General features: G+C 73.1%; 20 protein-coding genes. 10 read left to right on the top strand and 10 right to left on the bottom strand.

Features of this window, described 5'->3' with window-relative positions; all coding sequences use genetic code 11:
- Positions 1 to 2: 2 nt before the first annotated feature.
- Together OG861_RS05185 and OG861_RS05180 are read right to left on the bottom strand one after the other, a co-directional pair.
- Positions 3 to 545 (bottom strand): DUF1990 family protein, encoded by a 543-nt coding sequence (locus tag OG861_RS05185; RefSeq protein ID WP_330261342.1) that lies wholly within the window; start codon positions 543 to 545, stop codon positions 3 to 5.
- Positions 542 to 1,486: a YndJ family protein gene (locus tag OG861_RS05180; protein ID WP_329200044.1), complete on the bottom strand. Its 945-nt coding sequence runs from the start codon at positions 1,484 to 1,486 to the stop codon at positions 542 to 544. Before OG861_RS05180 ends, OG861_RS05185 begins: the two co-directional genes overlap by 4 nt.
- Positions 1,487 to 1,657: 171 nt before the next feature.
- Here OG861_RS05180 and OG861_RS05175 point away from each other — a divergent pair, with 171 nt between their 5' ends.
- From OG861_RS05175 to OG861_RS05160, 4 genes are all read left to right on the top strand, one after another.
- Entirely contained in the window at positions 1,658 to 2,911 is a 1,254-nt protein-coding gene (locus OG861_RS05175) for a DUF6777 domain-containing protein (protein ID WP_329200046.1), read from the top strand.
- A 7-nt stretch (positions 2,912 to 2,918) separates the two neighbouring features.
- Positions 2,919 to 4,982, top strand: a complete 2,064-nt coding sequence (locus OG861_RS05170) for a SpoIIE family protein phosphatase (protein ID WP_330261341.1) — start codon at positions 2,919 to 2,921, stop codon at positions 4,980 to 4,982.
- 61 nt (positions 4,983 to 5,043) lie between these two features.
- Positions 5,044 to 5,904, top strand: a complete 861-nt coding sequence (locus OG861_RS05165) for an Fpg/Nei family DNA glycosylase (protein WP_329200050.1) — start codon at positions 5,044 to 5,046, stop codon at positions 5,902 to 5,904.
- 91 nt (positions 5,905 to 5,995) lie between these two features.
- A complete protein-coding gene (locus OG861_RS05160; protein ID WP_330261340.1) occupies positions 5,996 to 6,400 on the top strand; it encodes a hypothetical protein in 405 nt (134 codons plus the stop codon).
- A gap of 10 nt (positions 6,401 to 6,410) precedes the next feature.
- On the opposite strand, the gene OG861_RS05155 is transcribed toward OG861_RS05160, so the two are convergent.
- Positions 6,411 to 6,935, bottom strand: coding sequence for a hypothetical protein (locus OG861_RS05155; RefSeq protein ID WP_399278460.1), 525 nt, complete (start codon positions 6,933 to 6,935; stop codon positions 6,411 to 6,413).
- A gap of 210 nt (positions 6,936 to 7,145) precedes the next feature.
- Positions 7,146 to 7,679: a sigma-70 family RNA polymerase sigma factor gene (locus OG861_RS05150; RefSeq protein WP_190184884.1), complete on the bottom strand. Its 534-nt coding sequence runs from the start codon at positions 7,677 to 7,679 to the stop codon at positions 7,146 to 7,148.
- 352 nt (positions 7,680 to 8,031) lie between these two features.
- Between OG861_RS05150 and OG861_RS05145 the strand changes: the two genes are divergently transcribed.
- A complete protein-coding gene (locus OG861_RS05145; protein WP_330261339.1) occupies positions 8,032 to 9,234 on the top strand; it encodes a CapA family protein in 1,203 nt (400 codons plus the stop codon).
- Between the two features lie 40 nt (positions 9,235 to 9,274).
- On the opposite strand, the gene OG861_RS05140 is transcribed toward OG861_RS05145, so the two are convergent.
- Positions 9,275 to 9,736, bottom strand: a complete 462-nt coding sequence (locus OG861_RS05140; RefSeq protein ID WP_329200056.1) for a universal stress protein — start codon at positions 9,734 to 9,736, stop codon at positions 9,275 to 9,277.
- A 59-nt stretch (positions 9,737 to 9,795) separates the two neighbouring features.
- Between OG861_RS05140 and lysX the strand changes: the two genes are divergently transcribed.
- A complete protein-coding gene (gene lysX / locus OG861_RS05135) occupies positions 9,796 to 13,098 on the top strand; it encodes a bifunctional lysylphosphatidylglycerol synthetase/lysine--tRNA ligase LysX (RefSeq protein WP_330261338.1) in 3,303 nt (1,100 codons plus the stop codon).
- A 91-nt stretch (positions 13,099 to 13,189) separates the two neighbouring features.
- Positions 13,190 to 14,095: a polysaccharide deacetylase family protein gene (locus tag OG861_RS05130; RefSeq protein WP_329200059.1), complete on the top strand. Its 906-nt coding sequence runs from the start codon at positions 13,190 to 13,192 to the stop codon at positions 14,093 to 14,095.
- Positions 14,096 to 14,126: 31 nt separating this feature from the next.
- Here OG861_RS05130 and OG861_RS05125 read toward each other — a convergent pair whose 3' ends face one another.
- A complete protein-coding gene (locus tag OG861_RS05125) occupies positions 14,127 to 14,792 on the bottom strand; it encodes a class F sortase (RefSeq protein WP_329200062.1) in 666 nt (221 codons plus the stop codon).
- 352 nt (positions 14,793 to 15,144) lie between these two features.
- On the opposite strand from OG861_RS05125, the gene OG861_RS05120 reads away from it, so the two are divergent.
- Positions 15,145 to 15,657 (top strand): hypothetical protein, encoded by a 513-nt coding sequence (locus OG861_RS05120; RefSeq protein ID WP_329200064.1) that lies wholly within the window; start codon positions 15,145 to 15,147, stop codon positions 15,655 to 15,657.
- A gap of 104 nt (positions 15,658 to 15,761) precedes the next feature.
- Here OG861_RS05120 and OG861_RS05115 read toward each other — a convergent pair whose 3' ends face one another.
- The 3 genes from OG861_RS05115 to OG861_RS05105 all read right to left on the bottom strand — a co-directional run bounded on the left by OG861_RS05115 (position 15,762) and on the right by OG861_RS05105 (position 17,533).
- Positions 15,762 to 16,367, bottom strand: coding sequence for a hypothetical protein (locus OG861_RS05115; protein WP_329200066.1), 606 nt, complete (start codon positions 16,365 to 16,367; stop codon positions 15,762 to 15,764).
- Positions 16,368 to 16,579: 212 nt separating this feature from the next.
- Complete coding sequence (locus tag OG861_RS05110) at positions 16,580 to 17,350, bottom strand: bestrophin-like domain (protein ID WP_329200068.1); 771 nt, start codon at positions 17,348 to 17,350, stop codon at positions 16,580 to 16,582.
- 30 nt (positions 17,351 to 17,380) lie between these two features.
- On the bottom strand, positions 17,381 to 17,533 hold the full coding sequence (locus OG861_RS05105; RefSeq protein WP_330261337.1) for a hypothetical protein: 153 nt from the start codon (positions 17,531 to 17,533) through the stop codon (positions 17,381 to 17,383).
- Positions 17,534 to 18,404: 871 nt separating this feature from the next.
- Here OG861_RS05105 and OG861_RS05100 point away from each other — a divergent pair.
- On the top strand, positions 18,405 to 19,235 hold the full coding sequence (locus OG861_RS05100) for an SAM-dependent methyltransferase (RefSeq protein WP_329200072.1): 831 nt from the start codon (positions 18,405 to 18,407) through the stop codon (positions 19,233 to 19,235).
- Positions 19,236 to 19,363: 128 nt separating this feature from the next.
- Positions 19,364 to 21,517, top strand: a complete 2,154-nt coding sequence (locus OG861_RS05095; RefSeq protein ID WP_329202567.1) for a putative bifunctional diguanylate cyclase/phosphodiesterase — start codon at positions 19,364 to 19,366, stop codon at positions 21,515 to 21,517.
- Between the two features lie 92 nt (positions 21,518 to 21,609).
- On the opposite strand, the gene OG861_RS05090 is transcribed toward OG861_RS05095, so the two are convergent.
- Complete coding sequence (locus OG861_RS05090; protein ID WP_330261336.1) at positions 21,610 to 22,677, bottom strand: FAD-dependent monooxygenase; 1,068 nt, start codon at positions 22,675 to 22,677, stop codon at positions 21,610 to 21,612.
- Positions 22,678 to 22,704 lie beyond the last annotated feature (27 nt).

The following is a 22,704-nucleotide window of genomic DNA, read 5'->3' as shown; positions in this document are numbered from 1 at the left end:
TATCAGGCGCCGGGGGCCCCGGCTGCCAGCTTGCGCAGGGTGCGGCCCAGCAGACGGGCGTAGCCGAGCTGGAGGAGGGGGACCACCGGGCCGCCGAGGCGGGTGTACCAGCTGGCCGGGCGGCTGAACGCGGTCACCTCGAACCAGACGGTGCCGTCGGGGTCCATGAGCACCATGAAGGACTCCTCGCCCGACTCGGGGTGACCCACCAGGGTTCCGTAGGCGAAGCCGACACGGGTGCTCTCGTACGCGGTCCGCAGGACCAGGCAGCGGGCGTCGATGCGCAGGGGCCCGAAGCCGATCCCGACCGTGACCCGTGTGCCGGGCCGGACGGCTCCCGTCTCGGCCCGGATCCGCATGCCCGAGGCACGGTGGGCGCCGAAGGTGGTCAGAGCGACCCCGGCCGCCTCGAAGACGGCCCGGCCGTCGCCGATCTGTGTGCGGTGGTGGAGGTGGTTGTAGCCCGCGGGCAGCGGGCGGTGCTCCGTCGCGCCCCGTTCCGGGTAGCTGAGCGCGTCGCGGCCGGTGCTGAGGAGTCGGGTCATCGGGTCATCTCCTGTCGGTCCATGGTGAGCCGGCGCCAGGCCAGCAGCGAGCAGAGGGCGAAGCCGACGGCGTTGCCGAGGCCGTGGGTCGCGGCCATCCAGGTCAGGGTGGGGTGGGTGATCCCGGTCGCCTCGCCGGTCGCCCACCACAGGGCGAGCAGCATCGTCGCCACAAGGACCCCCGCCGAGGTGGCCAGCAGGGTGCGGGTGGTCCGGTCGCGGGCGCCGGGCCGGATGCCGCGCCAGGTCGCCAGGGCCACCGCCCACATCCCGGCGGTCAGTACGGCTGCCCCCACCAGCTCGGCCCAGTCGCCGATGAAGTAGCCGAGGAGGACGAGCAGCGTCCCGCTGGGCACGCTGTACGCGGCCCAGCGGGCCGGCGGCGCCCCGGGCCCGGCGGCCGCCCGTCCGGCGTCCGGCAGTCCGGCGTCCGCCCGTCCGGCGTCCGCCCGTCCGGCGTCCGTCCCGGGTGCGCCGCCGGTCACCGTCGCCCGGCACACCAGGCCGGCGACCAGGGCCGCGGTGAACCCGGCGAAGTGGAAGTGCGGCACGGTCAGCGCGAGGACGTCGAGGTCGAAGCCGAAGAGCCGGTAGCCGGCGCGTTCCGCGACGAGGGCGCTGCCGGCGACGGCGGGCGAGACGAGCGCGGTCAGGACGGCGGCCTCGGACGGGACGGGCACGGGGGACCCGGTTCGCGGGAGGGTGCGCAGCAGCCGGACCGGCGCCCTGGCGGCCAGGGCCAAGGCGGCAGCGGCGTACAGCGCGGCGAGCACCGTGGCGGTGGCGCCGCGCGGCAGCCACAGGCACAGCGCCCCGGGGGCCGCGAGCAGGGGCCACAGCCGGGCGGTGCGACGGAAGGCGGTCCGGTCGATCAGGCGCAGGCCGGTGGGGACGACGTAGAGCATGCCCAGCGTGACGATCAGGTTCACGAGTACCGTCACGGCCCCTCCCGAGGGTCGGTGCGCCGAACAGTCTTGAACGCGTTCAATCGCAGTCGCGACCCTACGCCAGGCTTTGAACATGTTCAAGGAGTCGGGGTGGCGTTCCGGTTGCGCTGCGGACGCGGATACGGCAGACAAGAGGGAGCAACCGGGGCGAAAAGGGAGAATCTCGTGAGCGACGTGCCCGCACCGACACCCCGTCAGGCGCCGCGCCGTCACACACCGGCCCGGGCACCCCTCTTCACGGCCATCGGCCTGCTCGGGCTGCTCGCCACCGCCTGCGGAGGATCCGAGGAACCCGTGAGCGCTCCCGGCCCGCAGACCCAGGAGGTACATCTGCAGCCCGTCGGCTCCGCGGGACCGGACCCCTTCACCACCTCCACCGCCACCGGGGAATCGGCCCCCGCCCAGCCCCCGCTGCCCAACCAGAGCGGCCAGGGCATCCGCACCGTCAACGCCGCGACCCCCGGCCTGTACGGCGGCATCCAGCGGCTCGGCAGCTGCGACGTGGAACACCAGTCGAGCCTCATCACCGCCGACAGCGCCAAGACGGGCGCCTTCGCCGAGGCCTCCGGCATCGCCCAGGACAAGATCGGCGACTTCCTGCGCGCGCTCACCCCCGTCGTCCTGCGCGCCGACACCCGGGTCACCAGCCACGGCTTCCAGGAAGGCGGCCGGGCCGCCGCCTTCCAGTCCGTGCTCCAGGCCGGGACGGCCGTCCTCGTCGACGACCACGGCATGCCGCGCGTCCGCTGCGGCTCCGGCAACCCCCTCTCCCCGCCCCGCGCGCCCAAGGGGAACCCGGTGATCAAGGGCGACCCCTGGAACGGCTACCAGGCCAACCAGGTCATCGTCATCGAGCCGACCGTCCAGCAGCTGGACCACCTCGTGCTCGTGAACCTCGCCGACAACACCTGGCTGGAGCGCAGGACCGGCGACGACGGCGCCCAGGACAAGACCCCCGAAGGCCTGCCCCCCTACGACCCGGCGGAAAGCATCCCGAGCGGCCCGCTCACCCCCGAGGGCCCCGCCGCCCCGACCGGCCCCGGCGGCCCCACGGAACCGACGCCGCCCACCGGCCAGAGCCGGCCGGTCCAGCCGTCCCGGCCGCTGCCCAAGCCGCCGTCCCCGCCGCGCTCCGACCCTCCCGCCGCGCTGCCCCCGGACCTCCCGGACGGCCCCGCGCCGAGCCTGCCGCAGGACGCCCCGCAAGATGCCCCGCAGGCAGTGCCGCCGTACGCGGACCCCGGGCTGCCGACGGGGCCCGACGGCGTGGCACCGGAGCAGGCGGACCCGCACGGGTACGACCCTTCGGCGCCCTATGACCCGTACCTCCCCCCGGACCCGCAGCAGCCCTACGACCCGTACCTGACGCCCGACCCCCAGCAGCCCTACGACCCGGTCCCCTCCAGGGAGAGCGCCTGACCGGCGGGTGTGTCATGGTGGACCGGTGCCGACCGCCGTATCGCTGCCGGACGACTGGCCCGCGCACCCGGACCGGTCGCTCTCGCTGAACCGGATGGGCAGTTTTGACTGGGACCTGCTCACCGGTCTCATGCACATGGACGCGGCGGCCCTCGAAGTCTTCGACACGGACGTCGGCGCGTACGACGGCCGCCCCGAGACCCTCGCCGCCCGCGTGCCGCCCGACGAGGCGGCCCGGCTCGACGGGCTCGTCTCCAGCGCCCTCAAGAGCGGCGTGGACAGCTACGGCGCCTACTTCCGCATCCGCTGCCACGACGGCACGCTCCGCTGGACCCACACCCAGGGCCGCGTCATGCGCGACCCCGACGGCCGCCCGTACCGGATCATCGGCATCGTCCGGGACGCGACCGAGGAACTCGGCCACTCGGCGGAACGGCTCGGACTGGACGAGGAGCGCCGCCGCCAGACGTCGGTCGTCGAGAGCACCACCGCCGCCCTCGCGCACGCCCGCACCGTCAAGGACGTCATCGACGCCCTCGGGGACGCGCACGGCCTGGAACGGCTCGGCTCGATGGGCATGGTCATGGGACTGGTCGAGGCCGGCCGCATCCACCTGGTGGCCGAAGGCCCGGAAGGCAGTTTCGTCCCCGGTACCCGGTACACCCGCATCGACGAGCAGTACCCGATGAGCGAGGTCGTCCGCTCGCTCCAGCCCCGCTTCCTGGACTCCGCGAAGGAGTTCGCCGAGGGCTACCCCGACCTCTGGGCGAAGATCTCCGAGATGGACATCTCGGCCGCCGCCTACCTGCCCCTGATCGCCCAGGCCCGCCCGATAGGCGCCATCGGCCTGCTCTACCAGGACAAGGACGGCTTCACGCAGGAGGAGCGCAACCTGCTGGTCGCCCTCGGCAGCAGCATCGCGCAGAGCCTGCAACGGGCCATGCTGCTGGAGCAGGAACACGACCTCGCCGAGGGCCTCCAGCAGGCGATGCTGCCCCGCCGGATCCCGTCCGTCCCCGGCGCGGACATCGCGGTCCGCTACCGGTCGGCGCGCATGGGCCAGGACATCGGCGGCGACTGGTACGACGTCATCCCCCTGCCGGGCGGCCGGGTCGGGGCCGTCATCGGCGACGTCCAGGGGCACGACACGCACGCGGCCGCCGTGATGGGCCAGCTGCGCATAGTGCTGCGCGCCTACGCCACCGAGGGACACTCGCCGGCCACCGTCATGGCCCGTGCCTCGGTGTTCCTGCACGAGCTGGACACCGACCGCTTCGCGACCTGCACCTACGTGGAGGCCGACCTCGCGACCGGCGTGCTCCAGCTGGTGCGGGCCGGCCACCTCGACCCGCTCCTGCGCACCCGCGACGGGGACTGCCGCCGGCTGGCCGTGGAGGGCGGGATGCCGCTGGGGCTGTCGGCGGAGTTCGGCCGGCTGGAGTACGCCGTCACGACCTGCGAACTGGATCCGGGAGAAACGCTTCTACTGTGCACGGACGGACTGGTCGAGCAGCCCGGCACGGACCTCGACGACGGGATCGGGCACCTGACGGAGCTCGTGTGCGCCGGCCCCGCGGACCTCCAGAAGCTCGCGGACCAGCTGTGCGGGGTCATCGACGAGCGCGGCGGTGACGACGACATGGCGCTGCTCCTGCTGCGCCGCCAGGTGCCCGACGCGCCGCAGGGCGGCGGCCGGCTCCAGCAGCACGTGGCGCCGGCGGACCCGGAAGCCCTGGTCGCGGCCCGGCACATGATCGGCGCGGCCGTGCGGGCATGGGGTGCGCGGGAGCGGGCCGACGAGATCGAGCTGGTCGCGGACGAGTTGATCGTCAACGCCCTCATGCACACGGACGGCCCGGCCATCGTGACGCTCCGGGTCCTGCCGGGCGACCGGCGGCGGCTGCGGGTGGAGGTCGAGGACCGTTCCAGCGCGCTGCCGCGGCGCCGCGATGCGGGCGAGGGGGGCGTCTCGGGGCGCGGCCTGATGCTGGTGGACCGGCTGGCGGACGTGTGGGGCGTCGACCCCAGGGGCGGCGGCAAGTGCGTGTGGTGCGAGTTCGGGCTGGCGTAGCCCGCCGACCGGGGCCGGTGCACGGCTCGCGTTCCGCGCGCGGTGGCGGCAGGCTGGGAGCATGCCGGAGCTGCCCGAAGTCGAGGCCCTGAGGGAGTTCCTCGACGAGCACCTGGGCGGGCGGGTGGTCGAGCGCGTCCTCCCGCTCGCGGTCAGCGTGCTCAAGACGTACGAGCCCCCGCTCACCGCCCTCGAAGGGCAGACGGCCGGGTCCACCACCCGGTACGGGAAGTTCCTCGCCCTGCGGATCGGCGAACTCCACCTCGTCACCCACCTGGCCCGGGCCGGCTGGCTGCGCTGGCAGGACACCCTGCCCGCCCAGCCGCCGCGCCCCGGCAAGGGGCCGCTGGCGCTGCGCGTCGTCCTGGAGGGCGGCGGGGGCTTCGACCTCACCGAGGCCGGCACCCAGAAGCGGCTCGCGGTGTACGTGGTCCGCGACCCCCAGGAGGTCCCCGGCATCGCCCGGCTCGGACCCGACCCGCTCGCCGACGGCTTCGACCGTGACGCGTTCGCCGCCCTGCTGGCGGGGGAACGGCGGCAGATCAAGGGCGTGCTCCGCGACCAGAGCGTCATCGCCGGCATCGGGAACGCCTACAGCGACGAGATCCTGCACGCCGCGAAGGTCTCGCCGTTCAAGCTCGCCGCCTCCTTCGAGGAGGACCAGGTGACGCACCTGTACGAGGCCGTCCGGGAAACCCTTCGCACGGCCGTCGAGCGGGCCCACGGGGTGGCGGCGGGACGGCTCAAGGCCGAGAAGAAGAGCGGCCTGCGGGTCCACGGCCGCGCGGGTGAGCCGTGCCCGGTGTGCGGGGACACCATCCGGTCGGTGTCCTTCGCCGATTCCTCACTGGAGTACTGCCCCACCTGCCAGACCGGCGGCAAACCGCTCGCGGACCGCCGCCTGTCCCGACTCCTCAAGTAGCCCCCGGCCACCGCCCCACCGCCCCACCGCCCGGCGAGGCCCGGACGCTTCGAACTGCTCGGAGCGGGTGCGCTGCGTAGACTTCCGGGGCATGGCCGAGGAGCAGCAGGCGGTGGGGCGGCGGGAGGTCGTGACCGGGGTGGCGCGGGGCGTGCGGCGCAGGGCGCCCGCGCACACGCCGGCGCGGTCGGAGATCTCGGAGCAGACGAGCGTCGGGGCGACCTATGTCCGCTCCCTGATGCGCAGTCAGCTCCGGGCTGCGCTCTGCGCGTTGAGCGCACTCGCGCTGCTGGTCGGGGTGCTGCCGTTGGTGTTCCTGCTGCCCCGGGTCGTGTCGGGACCGCTGGTCTGGGTGGCGCTGGGACTGCTCGTGTACCCGGTGATGTGGCTCATCGCCCGCTGGTACGTGACCCGGGCCGAGCGCAACGAGGCCGACTTCACCGGGCTCGTCACCGACCCCGCCGAGGCGCCCGGTGCCCGTGGCGCGGGCACCTGAGGCCCGGGCCTCAGAACAAGTGCATCGCCAAGTGGCCGAGCGGAAGCCCCAGTTGCCATGCGGGCGTCCAGACGCGGGCGTTCTCGTCCAGACCCGCCGGGGTGTCCGCGTGGCCGTGCCGTCCCGGGTCGAGGTTCGTCGCGAACAGCTCCGTGTGGTCCAGCCAGCGCCAGGCCGCCCGGGCCAGTTCCAGGTCCGGGTCCTCCTCGCGCCCGTCCTCCCTGGCCTCCTCGCCGAGCTGGAGGAACCGGGTCTCCACCCAGTCGCGCCACGGGTGCCCGTAGGCCGTCAGCGACAGCCACTCGTCGAGCTGCGAGACCACCCGGATCCCGGAGAGCTCGCCGGCCGCGTCCGAGAGGTAGATGGTCAGTGCGAGCGTGTCCCGGCCGGCCCGGAACTCCAGCGTGCTGACGGGGATCAGCCGGCCCGTGCGCAGCAGCTCGTCGGCGATGTACTCCGCGTACAGCCAAGCCATGGGCACCGCCAGCCCACCACCGCCACCGTCACTGGTGCCGTTCGTACCCTCGGGCCGCACCGTTCCACCTTCTCCCGCGTGTCGAGCTTCCCGTCGTCAGCCCCGAGCCTTCACCGAGGGCCTCGCGGAGCGGAGGATGTTTACTCAACTTGACCGGACTGATAACACTTTTGATGCGGCTTGTGTCCGGTCCGTGCCCATCCGTGGCGTTCTCCGGACCGGCTGTCGACGCGCCGCCGCGGTCCGCCCCCGCTCCGTCCCGACGGTACCTCAGGCGCCGAGGCCGTAGCCCTGGAGGCCCTTGCGCAGGGCTCGCAGGGCGTAGTACGTACGGGACTTGACGGTTCCGGCCGGTATGCCGAGCTCCGCGGCGGCCTCGGCCACCGAGCGGTCCCGGAAGTAGACCTGCATCAGCACCTCGCGGTGCTCCGGCCCCAGACTGCCCACGGCCCGCCTGACGTCGATCGCGGTCACCGAACCGGCCACCGCGTCCTGCGGCGCGGGCGCCTGCTCCAGACCGTCCGGATCCACCTCCTGCGGCCGCGACAGCCGGGCGCGGCGTGCGTCGATCGCGAGGCGGCGGGCGACCGTGAACAGCCACGGCCGCATGGAGTCGTGCCCGCTGGCCAGCACCTCCGGGTGCTGCCAGACCCGTACCAGGGTCTCCTGGACGAGGTCCTCGGCCCGCTGGGCGTCCCCCGCCGTCAGGCCGACCAGGAAACCGAACAGCGCCCGCCCGTGCTCGCGCTGGAGTTCGGCCAGCGCCTCGGGATCCGTACGCCGGAGGGTGGAGGAGGGTGGCACGAGTGGCTCCTTCCGCTGTTCGCCGGGTCTGCCGGGGACCGTCCCGGCGCCCGTCTCGGGTCCGACGGATCCACCCTGACCTGCACGGGGCCGCCCGGGAACCGTCCGGCACGGCCGTTGCGCCCAAGCACCCCGGTCCTCCGGTGGGCGGCCGCGCCGCACGGTGAACGGTCGAACGGCGCGGCGAACGGCCGTGGGGGTGAACCGGCCCCACCGCGGCGGCGCCGTTCCTTGACTTGCGACGTCGCCTTCTGTGAATTCAGCTCATCAGATAGTCCTACGAATTTCCGGGTCCTGAGTGACCAGGTGTCGCAGGTGTCCGGAGCGTCCCTCCGAGCGAGAGCCGGTACAGATGACCCAGCGCACCCGCCAGGCCATGGCCCTGCTGTCTGCCCTCCTGCTGTCCGCCACGGCCGCCGCCTGCTCCGCCACCGGGAAGCCCGCGTCCGCGCGCCTCGCCCGCGGCCACGCCCCCGGGACCTCCACCGGCGGCTCCGCCACCCCGGACGGAGCCAAGGAGTTCACCCTGGTCGCGAGCGGCGACGTACTGCCGCACACCTCGATCATCCGGCAGGGCGCCACCGACGCCGAGGGCGACGGTTACGACTTCCGGCCGATGTTCGCCGGCGTCAGACCGGTGGTGTCCGCCGCCGACCTCGCCCTGTGCCACATGGAGACCGTCTACGGCGAGGACGGCGGCCCGTTCAGCGGCTACCCGGCCTTCAAGTCCCCGCCCCAGATCGCCGACGGCCTCAAGGCCACCGGCTACGACGGCTGCTCCACCGCCTCCAACCACACCCTGGACGACGGCGCCGACGGCGTGCGGCGCACGCTCGACACGTTCGACAAGGCCGGCCTCAAGCACGCCGGTTCGGCCCGGACGGCCGCCGAGGCGGCCACCGTCACCCGCTACCGGGCCGGCTCCGCCGAGGTCGCCCACCTCGCCTACACGTACGACACGAACGGCTACCCGATGCCCGACGGGCAGCCGTGGGCCGTCAACCTGATGAAGCAGGACAAGATCATCGCGGACGCGCGGGCCGCCCGGAAAGCGGGCGCGGACGTGGTGCTCGTCAGCGTGCACTGGGGCACCGAGTGGCAGACCGAGCCCGACGAGACCCAGCTGTCGCTGGGCAAGGCCCTGACCGCCTCGCAGACCGCCGGGCGCCCCGACATCGACCTGATCCTCGGCACGCACGCCCACATCCCCCAGCCCTACGAGAAGGTCAACGGGACCTGGATCATCTACGGCATGGGCGACCAGGTGGCGGGCGAGATGTTCAACCACACCGGCGAGCGGGACCCGCGCGGCAACTACGGTTCCCTCGGCCGCTTCACCTTCGCCCCGCCGGCCGCCGCGGGACAGCGCTGGCGGGTCACCAAAGCCGAGTTCGTCCCGCAGATGACCGACGAGTCACCATGGAGGGTCGTCAACCTTCCCGACGGCCTCGCCAAGCAGCCCGGCAACGACGACTGGGAGACCGCGCGGGACGCCATCAGCGAAGCGGTCCTCAGCCGCGGCGCCGCGAAGGACGGCCTGACCATGGGCAGGTAGCACCCGCCTCGTACGGCGCCCGCCCCGCGGCCCCGGCCCGTTACGGCACCACCGTGACGGGCCACCGGCCCGCCTTGACCAGCCTGACCGCCACCGAGCCGACGATGCGGTGCCCGGCCTGCTCGGAGGCCCCCACCACCACCGCGTCCGCCTTCAGCTCATCCGCCGCATCCACCAGACCGGCGTACGGGTCGCCGCGGAAGGTGTGGAACTCCCAGCGCACCTCGAAGATGCCTCTCAGCCGCTCGGCCGCCGCACGGATCTCCGCGACGAGGCCCTGCGCGATCTCCTCCGTCGTATCCGCCACCGGCGCGCCCAGCGAGGCACCGGCCGCCATCACCGGCTGCACGTACACCAGCGCCAGCAGCGCGCCCTGCCGCCTCGCCAGCCCCGCCGCGTACGCCGCTGCCCGCAGCGAGGACTCCGAGCCGTCGACCCCGGCCAGCACCACCTTCGGACCGTCCGTACCGCGTTCGAATCCCGTACCCACGTGCTCCGTCACGTCCCCGAGATTATCCCGTCGCCGCGCGGACCGGCCCGGCCCTCCCTACAGTGCGAACCATGAGTGCCACCGCGGAGCAGGCCCGGGGGACCCGCAACCGGTTCCTGAACCGGGTCCCCGACGCGTCCGGGGCGTTCTTCGCAACCCTCGGACTGCTGTGCGCCCTGCTGTCCCTCTCCCCGGGACTGCGCCGCCTGCTGCGCCCCGTCGTGCGCTTCCTCGACGACTTCGTGATCCCCGTCAGCGCGAACCTCGCCTACGCCGTCTTCCTCTTCCTGCTCGCCGCCGCCCTCGGCGCCCGCAAGAAGGTCGCCTGGTGGATCGTCGTCACCTATCTGGCCCTGCTGATCCTGGTCGACGTCCTGTTCATCGCGGCCGACGAGTACTGGGTCGGCGGTGTTTCCCTGGCCTTCGCCGCGGCCGCCCTCGCCCTCCTGATCGCCGCCCGCCAGGAGTTCTACGCCGCCTCCCGGCCCGGGGCGTTCTGGCGGGCGATGCTCGTCCTCGGGCTGGGGCTGCTCCTCGCCGTCCTCGCCGGGTGGGGCCTGGTCGCCCTGTTCCCCGGGACCCTGCCCAAGGGCCAGTGGCTCGACTGGGCCGCGAAGGAGGTCTTCGGCGGCCTCTTCTCCGACCGCCGCTTCGACGGCCGCCCGCCCCGCCCGCTGTCCTTCGTGCTCGGCCTCTTCGGCGCGCTCGCCCTGCTGAACGCGGCCGCCGCCCTCTTCCGCTCCCAGCGTCTGACCGCCGCCCTGCACGGGGACGAGGAACCCCGCATCCGCGCGCTCCTCGGCGCCTACGGGCGCAGCGACTCCCTCGGCTACTTCGCGACCCGGCGGGACAAGGCCGTCGTCTTCGCCCCCAACGGCAAGGCCGCCGTCACCTACCGCGTCGAAGCAGGCGTCTGCCTCGCCAGCGGCGACCCGGTCGGCGACCCCGCCGCCTGGACCCCCGCCATCAACGCCTGGCTGGCCGTGGCCCGCCGCTACGGCTGGCAGCCCGCCGTCATGGGCGCCTCCGAGGACGGCGCGACCGCCTACGCCCGCTCGGGGCTCGGCGCCCTCCAGCTCGGTGACGAGGCCATCTTGCACGTCGCCCAGTTCGACCTCGACGGCCGGGACATGCGCGTCACCCGGCAGGCCGTCAACCGCGTCCGGCGCACCGGGGCCACCACCCTCATCCGCCGCCACTCCGCCCTCTCCGAGGAGGAGATGCGCACCATCGTGGACCGGGCAGACACCTGGCGCGACACCGAGACCGAACGCGGCTTCTCCATGGCCCTCGACCGGCTCGGCGACCCTGCCGACGGCGACTGCCTGCTCGTCGAGGCCTTCGACGCCGAGCGCAGGCTGATCGCCCTGCTGTCCTTCGTCCCCTGGGGCAAGGACGGCATCTCCCTGGACCTGATGCGCCGCGACCGCACCGCCCCCAACGGCGTCATGGAGTTCATGGTCGCCCAGCTCTGCGCCGCCGCACCCGGACTGGGCGTGCGCCGGATCTCCCTCAACTTCGCCGTGTTCCGCTCCGCCTTCGAGGAGGGCGCCCGGATCGGCGCGGGGCCGGTCCTGCGGCTGTGGCGCAGGCTGCTGCTGTTCTTCTCCCGCTGGTGGCAGCTGGAGGCGCTGTACCGCTCCAACGTCAAGTACGGCCCCGAGTGGTACCCGCGGTTCCTGTGCTACCAGGACGCCGGCTCCCTCGCCCGGGTCAGCCTCGCCTCCGGCATCGCCGAAGGGTTCGTCTCCGTACCGAGCCTGCGCAAGCTGTGGGGCAACGCCCACCCCAAGGGCCTCACCGCGCCCGCCACCACCGAGGGCCTGCCCTCCATCGACTCCCTCGGCCTGGACCTCGTGGCGGAGGCGGGCCAACGGGCGATGGTCGAGCGGCTGCCCGAGCAGGTCAGGGTCCGGCACGCCAAACTGGACCGGATCCGGGCGTCCGGAACCGACCCCTACCCCGTCGGCGTCCCCCGGCGCACCCACACCGTCGCCCGCCTGGAGGAAGCCCACCCCGGCTACCCGCCCGGCACCCGGACCGGGGAACAGGTCACCCTCGCGGGCCGGGTGATGGTCGTACGGGACCTCGGCGGCGTCGTGTTCGCCGTACTGCGGGACTGGACCGGCGACACCCAGCTGATGCTCACCCGCGACGAGGCGGGCCCGGACGTACTGGACTCCTTCACCTCACAGGTCGACTTCGGCGACCACGTGGTGGCGACCGGCGAGGTCGGCGCCAGCCGGACGGGCCGGCTGTCCGTCGTCGTCCACTCCTGGCAGCTCACCGGTAAGTGCCTGCGCCCGCTCCCCGACAAGCGCAAGGGCCTCTCCGACCCCGAGGCCCGCGTCCGGCGCCGCTACCTCGACCTGGTCGCCAGCCCGGACGCGCGCGACGTCGTACGGGCCCGCTCCAGCGCTGTGCAGGCCCTGCGCCAGGGGCTCCTGGACCGCGGCTACCTGGAGGTCGAGACCCCGATGCTCCAGCAGATCCACGGCGGGGCGAACGCCCGCCCCTTCCGCACCCACATCAACGCCTACGACCTCGACCTCTACTTGCGCATCGCCCCGGAGCTGTACCTGAAACGGCTCTGCGTCGGCGGTATGGAAAAGGTCTTCGAGATGGGGCGCACCTTCCGCAACGAAGGCGTCTCCTACAAGCACAATCCCGAATTCACCATGCTGGAGGCCTACCAGGCGTACGCGGACTACGACGTGATGCTCGACCTGACGCGCGAGCTGATCCAGGGCGCCGCCACCGCCGCCTTCGGCTCGCCCCTCGCCCACAAGGCCGACGCCGACGGCAAACTCGTCGTCCACGACATCTCCGGGTACTGGCCGGTCAAGACGATGTACGGGGCCATCAGCGAGGCCCTGGGCGAGGAGGTCGACGCCGGCACCGACGAACGGGCGCTGCGCCGCCTGTGCGACCGGGCCGGGGTCCCCCACTCGCCCGACGACACCCGGGGCGACGTGGCGCTGGAGATGTACGAGCGGCTGGTGGAGGAGAAGACCGGGCTGCCCACCTTCTACAAGGACTTCCCGACCGACGTCTCCCCGCTGACCCGGCAGCACCGCAAGGACCCGAGGCTGGCGGAACGCTGGGACCTGGTCGCCTTCGGCACCGAGCTCGGCACCGCCTACTCGGAGCTCACCGACCCCGTCGAGCAGCGCCGCAGGCTCACCGCGCAGTCACTGCTGGCGGCGGGCGGCGACCCCGAGGCGATGGAACTCGACAACGACTTCCTGGACGCGCTGGAGTACGCGATGCCGCCGACCGGGGGGCTCGGCATCGGCGTGGACCGGCTCGTCATGTTCCTCACCGGTCTGACGATCCGCGAGACGCTTCCGTTCCCGCTCGTACGACGCGGCTGACCGGCCCCCCGGCTGCGCCGGGCGGGTGACGGGCAGTCGGCGCCATCGCGCCTGCGGGCGTCTCAACCCATGACGTTGATACCAGTTGAGAATGAAAAATGACGAGCCGACAGTCGGGCGACGCGTGCTCCTGCGCACCGCCGCCTTCCTCGGCGCCGCGGCAGCCGTCTCCCTCATCACCGGCGGCGAGAGCGACACCCCCGCCTCCGGCGGCGGGGCCGGCCCGGCGCCGGGACCCGGCGGCGCGGGCGCGGCCGGCCGGGGCGCGCCGGGAGCCCCCGCCCTGCGCGCCCGGGGGCTCCCGCCCAACAGCTACCGGCTGTCCCCGATGACGGCGCAGGCCCCGGCCCGGCCGCCCGCGGTGAAGCCCGCGGTCCGCACCCGGCCCATCCTGGAACTGCCCGCAGGCACGAGCCGGTCCGGCGAGATGCTCCTCACCTTCGACGACGGCCCCGACCCCCGCTACACGCCCGGCATCCTGGACACCCTCGCCCGGTACCGGGTCCGCGCGGTGTTCTTCGTCTGCGGGGAGATGGCCACCGACAACCGCGACCTGCTGCGCCGGATGGCCGCCGAGGGCCACCTCATCGGCAACCACACCTGGACCCACCCGCTCATCCCCACCCTGGGACGCCCCGACCTGGCCGCGGAGATCGAGCGCACCAGCGAGGTCGTCGAGCAGACGACCGGTACGGCTCCCCAGTGGTTCCGGGCGCCCTACGGAGCCTGGAACCGGGCCGCCTTCGAGATCGGCGCGGAGCTCGGCATGGAGCCCCTCGCCTGGACCGTGGACACCCTCGACTGGACGGAACCGGGCACCACCACGATCGTCTCCCGCGTACTGGCAGGCGCCGCGCCCGGAGTGATCGTGCTGTCCCACGACGCAGGCGGCAACCGCTCCCAGAGCGTCGAGGCGCTCGAAACGTACCTGCCCCAGCTGCTCGCCAGGGGCTACCGGATGACGCTCCCCGTCTTCCCGGCGGCGCGGCCGCACTGAGGGCGGGGGCCGGGCCCCCGCCCGGGGGCCCTCAGCGTGCCTCCACCATCCGGGCGAACACCACCACGTTGCCGTCGTAGCCCCGGCCCTTCGAGTAGCCGCCGCCGCAGGTGATCACGCGCAGCTCCGGGTGGCCGGTGTCCCCGTACACCCGGGCCCCCGGGAAGGTCTCCTTGGAGAACACCTCCACGCCGTACACCTCGAACACCGCCGTGCGCCCGTCGTACCGCTCCACCTCGATGTGCTGGCCCTTGTTCAGCGAGCCCAGGCCGTAGAACACCGCCGGGCCCTGCGCGTTGTCCACGTGGCCCACGATCACCGCCGAGCCCTGCTGGCCCGGGGAGATGCCGTTGAGGTACCAGCCGGCCAGGTTCGGGTCCTGCGGGGGCGGCGCGTCGATGAAGCCCTGCGCGTCCAGCCCGACCGTCATCACCGGCGCGTCCACCTTGATCGCCGGGATCCGGATGCGCTGCACCGACGAGTGCTCCAGCACCTCCAGGTCCGGCGGCGGCGCGGGCGGGGCCACGGCCGCCTGGTCGGGCCGTACCGCGACGGCCGCCGCGGCGGCGGGCTGTGGCGGCCCGTCGTTCAGGTTCACGCCGTTGCGCATCATGGCGAGGCCGGTGAGCAGGACCAGTGCGAGTGGTCCCCACGGAGAGCGCCTCCTCCGCCGCTGCTCACCCTCGTCCTCGGTCATGGCTCTCCCTTCCCGACGCGGGGGTCCCGACCCGCGTGCAAGTCCCTCCCCTGTACGCCCTTCTTCACGCACGCTAAGGGTGCACGGCCGGGACGGCGATCGGGGACGGGCGAACGGGTGGTGGGGCCGGAAGGGGTGCGCCCATCCAGGTAATCGTCACATAAATGCCTGACGGGTCGTGACCTGCGGATCCGTCAGAAACCCTTCCGGCTGTTCGGCGTGTCGCTCAACCGGGCGGCCCAAAGCCGGAAATGCGCTGGTTGCGAGCCGCCCCGAGGGTTCGTGATGGGAGGCGTTCTCGTCGATCATCCCGGGCGACCGCTCCGGGGCGCTTCCCGCTGGAGGTTCCACCATGCGTGTTTTGCGCGCACTCACCGTGACCGCGGCTGCCTGCGCCGCCGTCGCCCTCAGCGCACCCTTCGCCTCGGCGAACCCGGCGGGCGGGCCGCCGCTGGGCGGAGGCAACGGTCCCAGCAACGTCACGGTCAACCCGTACTCCGTGCACCAGGGCTCCACGATGCAGGTCAGTGCGGCCGGATGCACCCACGGCGGCACGGTCTGGTCGCACGGCAACTTTCCCGAGACGAGACTGTCGGCCGGGTCCATCGGATTCGCGACCGTACGCATCTTCAACCACGCCTCTCCCGGCCACCAGACGCTGTCCGTCAGGTGCAACGACAGCAGCCTCGTCGCCACGCACCGCTTCACGATCCTCGAAGGCAACGGTGCCCAGGGCGGTATCGGCGGCTCCTTCGGCCCGTCCGCCACCGAGACCGCCATCGGTTCCGGTCTCGTCGCCACGGCGGCCCTCGGCGCGGGCATCCACGTGATGCGCCGTCGCCGCCCGATCGGTAGCCGGGCCTGACCGGCCGACCTCCACGGTCAGCCCGGCACCGCGGTCGCCCCGAGTCCTGACGAGGGCTCGGGGCGCGTGGGTTTCCCGCCGCTCGGCAGGGACGTCCGCCACGGTCAGTGGCCGCGCGAGGAGCGGCGGCGCAGTACGTAGCCCGTACCGGCCACGGCGGCCAGCACGAAGCCGGCGCCGACGCCGAACTCCAGGAGGTCCATCCCGGCCACACTGCCGCCGAGGCCGCCCCGCACGCCGAGGGTGGCGGTGCCGGAGGCGGGGGCCGCGGGGGCCGTGGGGGCCGTGGGCGGCAAGGGGAGGCGGCGCGGGGGACCGACGGTCGAACTCGTGGTGGGACGGCTCGTACCACCGGCGATGGTCAGGTCGGCCGAACCGGTCTCGCCGTTGCAGGTGAAGGTGACGGAGTACAGCGCCCCGGGCCGGGCGTCCCGGTCGACGGTGACCCGGGCGGTCTGGCCGCGCGCGATGCTCACGGTGTCGAAGACGCCGGACGAGGAGGTGGCGAAGGCGGAGTTGCAGCCGCTGACGGAGAGCACCACCTGGCCGCCGGGGGCGACCGTGGAGGGGGTGATGGCGAAGGCGAACGAGGTGACCGGCTGGGCCTCGGCCGCGGTGGCGGCACTGGTGCCCGCCGGGCCGAGCGCGAGGACGACGCCGGTGGCGCCGGCGCTCAGCAGGGCTGTGGCGGAGCTGCGTATCGCACCCATGAGTGATTCTCCGGATCCCCGAGGAGCAGCCGCGGAATGGTTTCCGCACGTGGAAGGACGTGCGCCTCGACGTCCGTCACGCTAGGCCGGGGCCCGGGTGCCCGCGATCAGGAACGGGCGAACGGGTCACAACGATGGGCCGAACCGGGGACGGGGGCCCCGTCCCCGGTTTACCGGGTGGCCGGCTGCACCTCTCGGGACGCCCGAGGCGCTCAGTCGCTCAGCCCCAGGTGCGGGAACTGCGCGAAGAAGGGCTCGGCGGTGGCCGCGATGCCCCGTCCGAAGGGCGCGTCGAAGTCCCAGATCAGGAACAGCAGGAAGGCGATCAGCGCGCTGAACAGCCCCGCCAGCAGCAGTTCCCGGAACGAGCGCCGGATCTGGAGGGTGAAGATCAGGCCCACCGTCACGAGCGCCCCCACGATCAGGCCGAACCACACCACGCCGGGCATGGTGGCCTGGGCGCTCTGGCCGCGGGCGTTGCGGGCGTCGTCCACCGCCGCGACCTGGTCGACCAGCGGCTGGTACGCCTGCCCCTCGTGGTCGGTCTTCGGCTCGTAGTCCGTGACGTCCCGGCGGATGCGTTCCAGCAGTTGTCCGCTGCGGTCGGTGATCTCGCCGTGGTCGGCCATCTCCTTCCATTCGGTGTCCACCACGTACGTCACGTACGCGTCGACGTCCGAGCGGATGGTCTTGCGGACATCGGCGGGATAGACCTCGGAGCGGACGCTGATCTCGTGCAGGGCCTGGGACTCCTGGCGCACGTACTCCTGGGCGGCCCCGCGGCCCTCCCAGACGCCGGCGATCGCCAGGCCGAGGACGATCGCGTAGATCACCCCGATCATCATCGTCATGTACTCGATGACGTCCGGGGTCTCGTTGGGATCGTCGTCCTCGCTGATCCGGCGGTGGTTGAAGAAGGCGATGGTCAACACCACGGCGCAGGCCGCGGCCATCGCCAGGGACAGGACGAGCCATTCCGACACGATGACTCCAAACAAGGGATGGGGGTGGGCCTAGCGGGGGCGCAGCGCGACGATCGCGAGCACCGCGGGGGCCGCGGTCATGAGCGTGAAGGTGACCGGCGAGATGTGGTGTGCGGGCGGTTTGCGGGACGGCGTGTGGTACGCGGGACGGGCCACCGGCTTGGGGGCGGGCGGGGGCGTCACCCTCGGCGGGGGAGTGGGCTCCGGCTCCGGGGCCGGTTCGGGCGGGGGCGGCGCGGGGTGCGCGGCGGCCACGGGTGGGGGTGGCGGCGCGGGCTTCGGCGGCGCGGGCGGCGGCGGGGTGGGTTTCGGTGGTGGCGGCGTGGGTTTCGGGGAGGGGGGAGGCGGTGGGGGAGTCGGCGTAGGGGTGGGCGTCGGGGTCGGTGGCGGGGTCGGCTTCGGGGGGCAGGGCGGCGGAGGGGGTGGCGGGCAGTGGTGGTGGTGGCCCCAGCCGTGGCCGTCGTGCCCGTCTCCGTGTCCGCTTCCGTGGCCGTCTGCCGGACCGTTTCCGTGGCCGTCTGCGCGGCCGTCTCCGTGATGTCCGCCACCCCGGCCGGCCACCGCCCAGCCGCTGTGGGCGGCCGCGGACACCCCGGCGGGTCCCGCGCCGTCCCACGGGTCGATCGACGTGTGGGCGCGGCTATCGGCCACGGCCGGTGTGGCGGACATCGCCGCCCACACCAGGACCGGTACCGCCAGCAGGCGCCGGGCACATGCTCTGTTCACCCCGGGAGCATGGGCCCGCGCGCGCCTGCGCACGCGGGCGTCGGCCCGGGTTCGCCTGAACGGGCGGAGTTCGGACCGTAGTGGTTTGAGCCAGCTTTTGAGCGTCTTCCATGACAGTCCGGTCAATTCTCAAAAGGTATTTGTCGGTTTCTGTCATGTAGGGCGCTGTGACCCCCGCCCGGGTTAGGTGTGTGACCAAGAACGGATCGCCAATTTCCGCTTTTACTCGCTCCGTTGGCCAATGATCAGTACATTCGGCTCGGACAGGAGTCCGGTTCCCGACCGACCGCGGACCGGACCACGGCACGACTACGGCTTGGAGACCCCGATGGAGCGCCCCGCCTGGGCCCCGCCAGGCATCGACATATCGGTGCCGAGCGTGTCCCGCATCTACGATTACTACCTGGGCGGCTCGCACAACTTCGAGGTCGACCGTCAGGCGGCCCGCCGCGCCATGGAATTCCTGCCGGGGCTTCCCAAGATCATGCAGGCCAACCGGGCGTTCATGCGCCGCGCCGTGCGCCACGCCGTCGCCGAGGGCGTCACCCAGTTCCTCGACATCGGCTCCGGCATCCCGACCTTCGGCAACGTCCACGAGGTCGCCCGCCAGGCCACCTCCGAGGCCCGTGTCGTCTACGTCGACCACGATCCGGTCGCCGTCGCGCACAGCCAGGCCGTCCTGGCCGGTGACGACCGCACCGGCGTCGTCTCCGCCGACCTGCGCAAGCCGCAGGACATCCTGGGCGCCCCGGAAGTCGCCCGGCTGCTGGACCCCAGCCGTCCCGTTGCCCTGCTGCTCGTCGCCGTCCTGCACTTCCTGGAGGACTCCGACGACCCGTACGCCGCCGTCGCCGAGCTGCGTGACGCGCTCGCCCCGGGCAGCATGCTGATCCTCACGCACGCCTCCTACGAGGGCATCCCGCTCTCCGAAGACGTCGCGGTCGGGGCCGTCGGCGTCTACCGGGACATCCGCAACCCCCTCGTCATGCGCACGCGCGAGGAGATCACCCGCTTCTTCGACGGGTTCGAACTGCTGGAACCGGGTCTGGTGTCGATGCCGGACTGGCGCCCGGACCGCACCGAAACCCCTGCGGACGGTGACACGCCGGAGGACCCGTTCGCCTTCTCGGGCTTCGCCGGTGTGGGACGCAAGGCGTGAGACTCCCGGCCCCGACCCCACCGCCCGTCAGCCCGAGCCCGGCCCGTCCACCGGAGGCCGGGACCGTGACGCCGAAGGACACCTCGGCCCGCGACACGCCGCCCGGCCCGCATGCGGGCCGGGCGGCCGTGCGGGAGCAGCACAGCGGGCTGGAGGACCGGATCGCGCGTTTCGCGACCATCTGGGGCCGGGCCATCTTCCCCGTCACGGCGACCTCGCTGACCCGCCCCGAGTTCGAACGGCACCTGGTCCCGCTGACCCGCACGCTCACCGAGGCCCTGCACGCCCGGCCCTTCGACGCCTCGCCCGCCCAGCGGGTGGGCGCCGAACTCGTCGCCGTGCACTGCACCGACCCCGAGGCCCTCGCCGGAACCCTGGGGGTCGTCGAGTCGTACCTGGTGCTGTACTGCGGCCCCGACGGCGCCGGGGCGGAGAGCACCGAGGAGTACCGGTCCCGCTGCGCCCGGCTCCAGCACGGCATCGCGGCCGGCTTCGCCCGGGCCCTGCGCGAGCGCACGCTCAAGGAGCAGGAGGCCATCGCCCGCTCCGCGCTGACCGCCCGCGCCGACGCCCAGCAGGCACTGCACGCCAGCGAGGAACGCTTCCGGGCCGTCTTCGAAGGGGCGGCCATCGGGATCGGCATCGCCGACCTCGAAGGCAACGTCCTGGAGGTCAACGACACGCTGCTCCAGATGTTCGGCGGCCTCGAAGGACACGTCCGCAGCCGCAACGTCAGCGAGTGGGGCCACCCCGACGACACCCCGCACGTCTGGCGGATGTACGGGGAACTCGTCCGCGGGGAACGCGAGCACTACCGGGTGGAGAAGCCCTACTACCGCAACGACGGGACCGTCCTGTGGACCAACCTGACGGTGTCGCTGCTGCGGGACGCGGAAGGCCGCCCGCAGTACCAGCTGGCCCTGATGGAGGACACCACCGAACGCCGGCTGCTGAACCTGCGGCTGCGCTACGAGGCCACCCACGACGCCCTGACGGGCCTGCCCAACCGGACGCTGTTCTTCGAGCGGCTGGAGAAGGCCCTGAGCGGGGCCGGCGGGCCCCGCTTCGGCCTGTGCTACCTGGACCTCGACGGGTTCAAGGCGGTCAATGACAGCCTGGGGCACTCGGCGGGCGACCGGCTGCTGGTGGAGGTCGCCGACCGGCTCCAGAGCTGCGCCACGGGACCGGGCGAGGTCGTCGCACGGCTCGGCGGCGACGAGTTCGTGGCGCTGACCACCGGCCACGACACCGAGGAGAACGTCACCGAACTGGCGGTCCGGGTCCTGTCCGCACTGTCCACCCCGATCCGGCTGGAGGGGCGGGAGCTGACGGTCCGGGGCAGCATCGGCATCGTCGAGGGCCCGGCGGGCGAACGGACCCCGGCGGAGGTGCTGCGCAGCGCCGACATCACGATGTACCGGGCCAAGGCGGCGGGCGGCAACCGCTTCGAGTTCGCCGACGAGGAGGCCGACGCCCGCGCCATCACCCGGCACGGCCTGACCAACGCGCTGCCCGCGGCCCTGGAGCGCGGCGAGTTCTTCATCGAGTACCAGCCGCTGGTGCACATGCACGACGGCAGCGTGCACGGGGCGGAGGCGCTGGTGCGCTGGTCGCACCCGCAGTACGGGGTGCTGGGACCTGACCGTTTCATCCCGCTCGCCGAGCGCACGGGGCTGATCGTGCCCCTCGGCCGGTGGGTCCTCGAAGAGTCCGTGCGCCAGGCCTGCAACTGGCAGCGCCAGCACGCGGGCTCCTCCCTGCGCATCAACGTCAACCTGTCGCCGACGCAGCTGCACCATCCCGGCCTGGTCGCCGACACCGTCCGCGTCCTGGAGGCCTCCGGCCTCGCCCCGGGCACGCTGTGCCTGGAGGTCACCGAGTCGGCGCTGATCGGCGCCGACGACGAACTGCTCGAACCGCTGCGCCGGCTCGCCGCCCTCGGCGTGGACATCGCCCTGGACGACTTCGGCACGGGCTATTCCAACCTGGCCAACCTGCGCCGCCTGCCGGTCAGCGTGCTCAAGCTGGACCGCTCGTTCACGCAGGGGATGCAGCAGCAGCCGGCCAATCCTGTCGACCTCAAGATCGTGGAAGGCATCGTCGCACTGGCCCACAGCCTCGAACTCGCCGTCACCGTCGAGGGCGTGGAGACCGGCGTCCAGGCGGCCCAGCTCCGCGACCTCGGCTGCGACACGGCCCAGGGCTGGTACTACGCGCGCCCCGGCTCTCCGGACCGGATCTACGCGCTGTCCCTCTCGGACGCCGTGCCCACGCACTCCTGACGCGCACTCGGGTCCCGAGCCGGGTCGGGACCGGGGGCCCGGAGCCTCAGCCGCGTCACAGCGGTCCGAGGGAGCGGGGCCGAGGTGCGGGGTCAGTCCCGTCCCACCTCCGTCCCCCGGCCGGGCGTGCGGACGGCGTCCACGACCCGGTCCCACCGCCGCTCCGTGTCGGCCACGACCTCCGCGGCCGCCGGCAGCCGCTCCGCCTCGTACGTCTCCAGCAGGTCCGGCCGGCCCGGCTCGGCGAGCGCGGCGGCCAGCGTCCGGGCGAGGGCGGCCGCATCCTGGATGCCGGTGTTCATGCCCAGTCCGCCGGCTATGGGGTGGACGTGCGCCGCATCCCCGGCGAGGAAGGCCCGCCCTTCCCGCATGCGGGCAGCCACCCGTACGTTGACCCGCCAGCTGGACAGCCAGGTGGCGTCGGCAAGCCGGATCCCGGGCACCCGGGCGCACCGGTCGAAGATCCGCTGGAAGCCCTCCAGCGAGGGTGGCAGGTAGCCGCCCGCGCCGTCCGGCTCGGGTGCGGCCTGGAGCTGGAAGCTGTCCGTTCCCGGCATGGGGCAGAGCAGTATCCCGCCGCCCTCCGAGGTGAACCACTGGTGCCAGAAGTCCCGGCTGAGCCCGGGCGCCAGTACGTCCCCGAGAACCATCGCCGGCTCTTCGCGGGTACTTCCCTCGAAGGGGATGCCGAGCAGGCGCCGGGTGGTGCTGCGCCCGCCGTCGCATCCCGCGAGGTACCGGGCCGCGATCACGCCGCCGTCCGCCAGCTCCGCCCGTACGCCGTCGGCGTCCTGGGTGACCGCGGTGAGGGCGGAGCCGTATTCGACGTGCACGCCCAGCCCGGCCAGGCGGTCGCGCAGGACCTGCTCGATCTGCCACTGCCCGATCAGCACGCCGTCAGCGACCGGGGTGTCGGTGACGTGCTCGCCGTCGAAGTACTTGCGCAGGACCACGCCCCGGCTGCCCGCGGCCGTCACGGCACCGGCCACGCCGAGGGCCTCGAAGACCTCCAGGCTGCTCTGCTGCAGTCCCTTGCCGCGCGATTCGCGGTGCGGCGCTGCGCGTTGGTCGATGACCCGGACCGCGACACCGCGCAGGGCGAGGTCGCAGGCCAGGGTCAGTCCGGTGGGGCCGGAGCCCGCGATCAGTACGTCGGTCATGGGAGTTCCTCTCCTCGTCGTTGGTCC

Source organism: Streptomyces sp. NBC_00539, assembly GCF_036346105.1.
In the GTDB taxonomy this organism is placed as follows: Bacteria; Actinomycetota; Actinomycetes; order Streptomycetales; family Streptomycetaceae; genus Streptomyces.
This window is presented reverse-complemented; position numbering and strand designations above follow the sequence as displayed.

What these genes read in the sequence shown, in the direction of transcription:
- OG861_RS05185 (WP_330261342.1), bottom strand. Translation starts at nt 545, where the DNA reads ATGACCCGACTCCTCAGCACCGGCCGCGACGCGCTCAGCTACCCGGAA.
- OG861_RS05165 (WP_329200050.1), top strand. Translation starts at nt 5,044, where the DNA reads ATGCCGGAGCTGCCCGAAGTCGAGGCCCTGAGGGAGTTCCTCGACGAG.
- OG861_RS05160 (WP_330261340.1), top strand. Translation starts at nt 5,996, where the DNA reads ATGGCCGAGGAGCAGCAGGCGGTGGGGCGGCGGGAGGTCGTGACCGGG.
- OG861_RS05145 (WP_330261339.1), top strand. Translation starts at nt 8,032, where the DNA reads ATGACCCAGCGCACCCGCCAGGCCATGGCCCTGCTGTCTGCCCTCCTG.
- lysX (WP_330261338.1), top strand. Translation starts at nt 9,796, where the DNA reads ATGAGTGCCACCGCGGAGCAGGCCCGGGGGACCCGCAACCGGTTCCTG.
- OG861_RS05130 (WP_329200059.1), top strand. Translation starts at nt 13,190, where the DNA reads ATGAAAAATGACGAGCCGACAGTCGGGCGACGCGTGCTCCTGCGCACC.
- OG861_RS05125 (WP_329200062.1), bottom strand. Translation starts at nt 14,792, where the DNA reads ATGACCGAGGACGAGGGTGAGCAGCGGCGGAGGAGGCGCTCTCCGTGG.
- OG861_RS05120 (WP_329200064.1), top strand. Translation starts at nt 15,145, where the DNA reads ATGCGTGTTTTGCGCGCACTCACCGTGACCGCGGCTGCCTGCGCCGCC.
- OG861_RS05115 (WP_329200066.1), bottom strand. Translation starts at nt 16,367, where the DNA reads ATGGGTGCGATACGCAGCTCCGCCACAGCCCTGCTGAGCGCCGGCGCC.
- OG861_RS05100 (WP_329200072.1), top strand. Translation starts at nt 18,405, where the DNA reads ATGGAGCGCCCCGCCTGGGCCCCGCCAGGCATCGACATATCGGTGCCG.
- OG861_RS05090 (WP_330261336.1), bottom strand. Translation starts at nt 22,677, where the DNA reads ATGACCGACGTACTGATCGCGGGCTCCGGCCCCACCGGACTGACCCTG.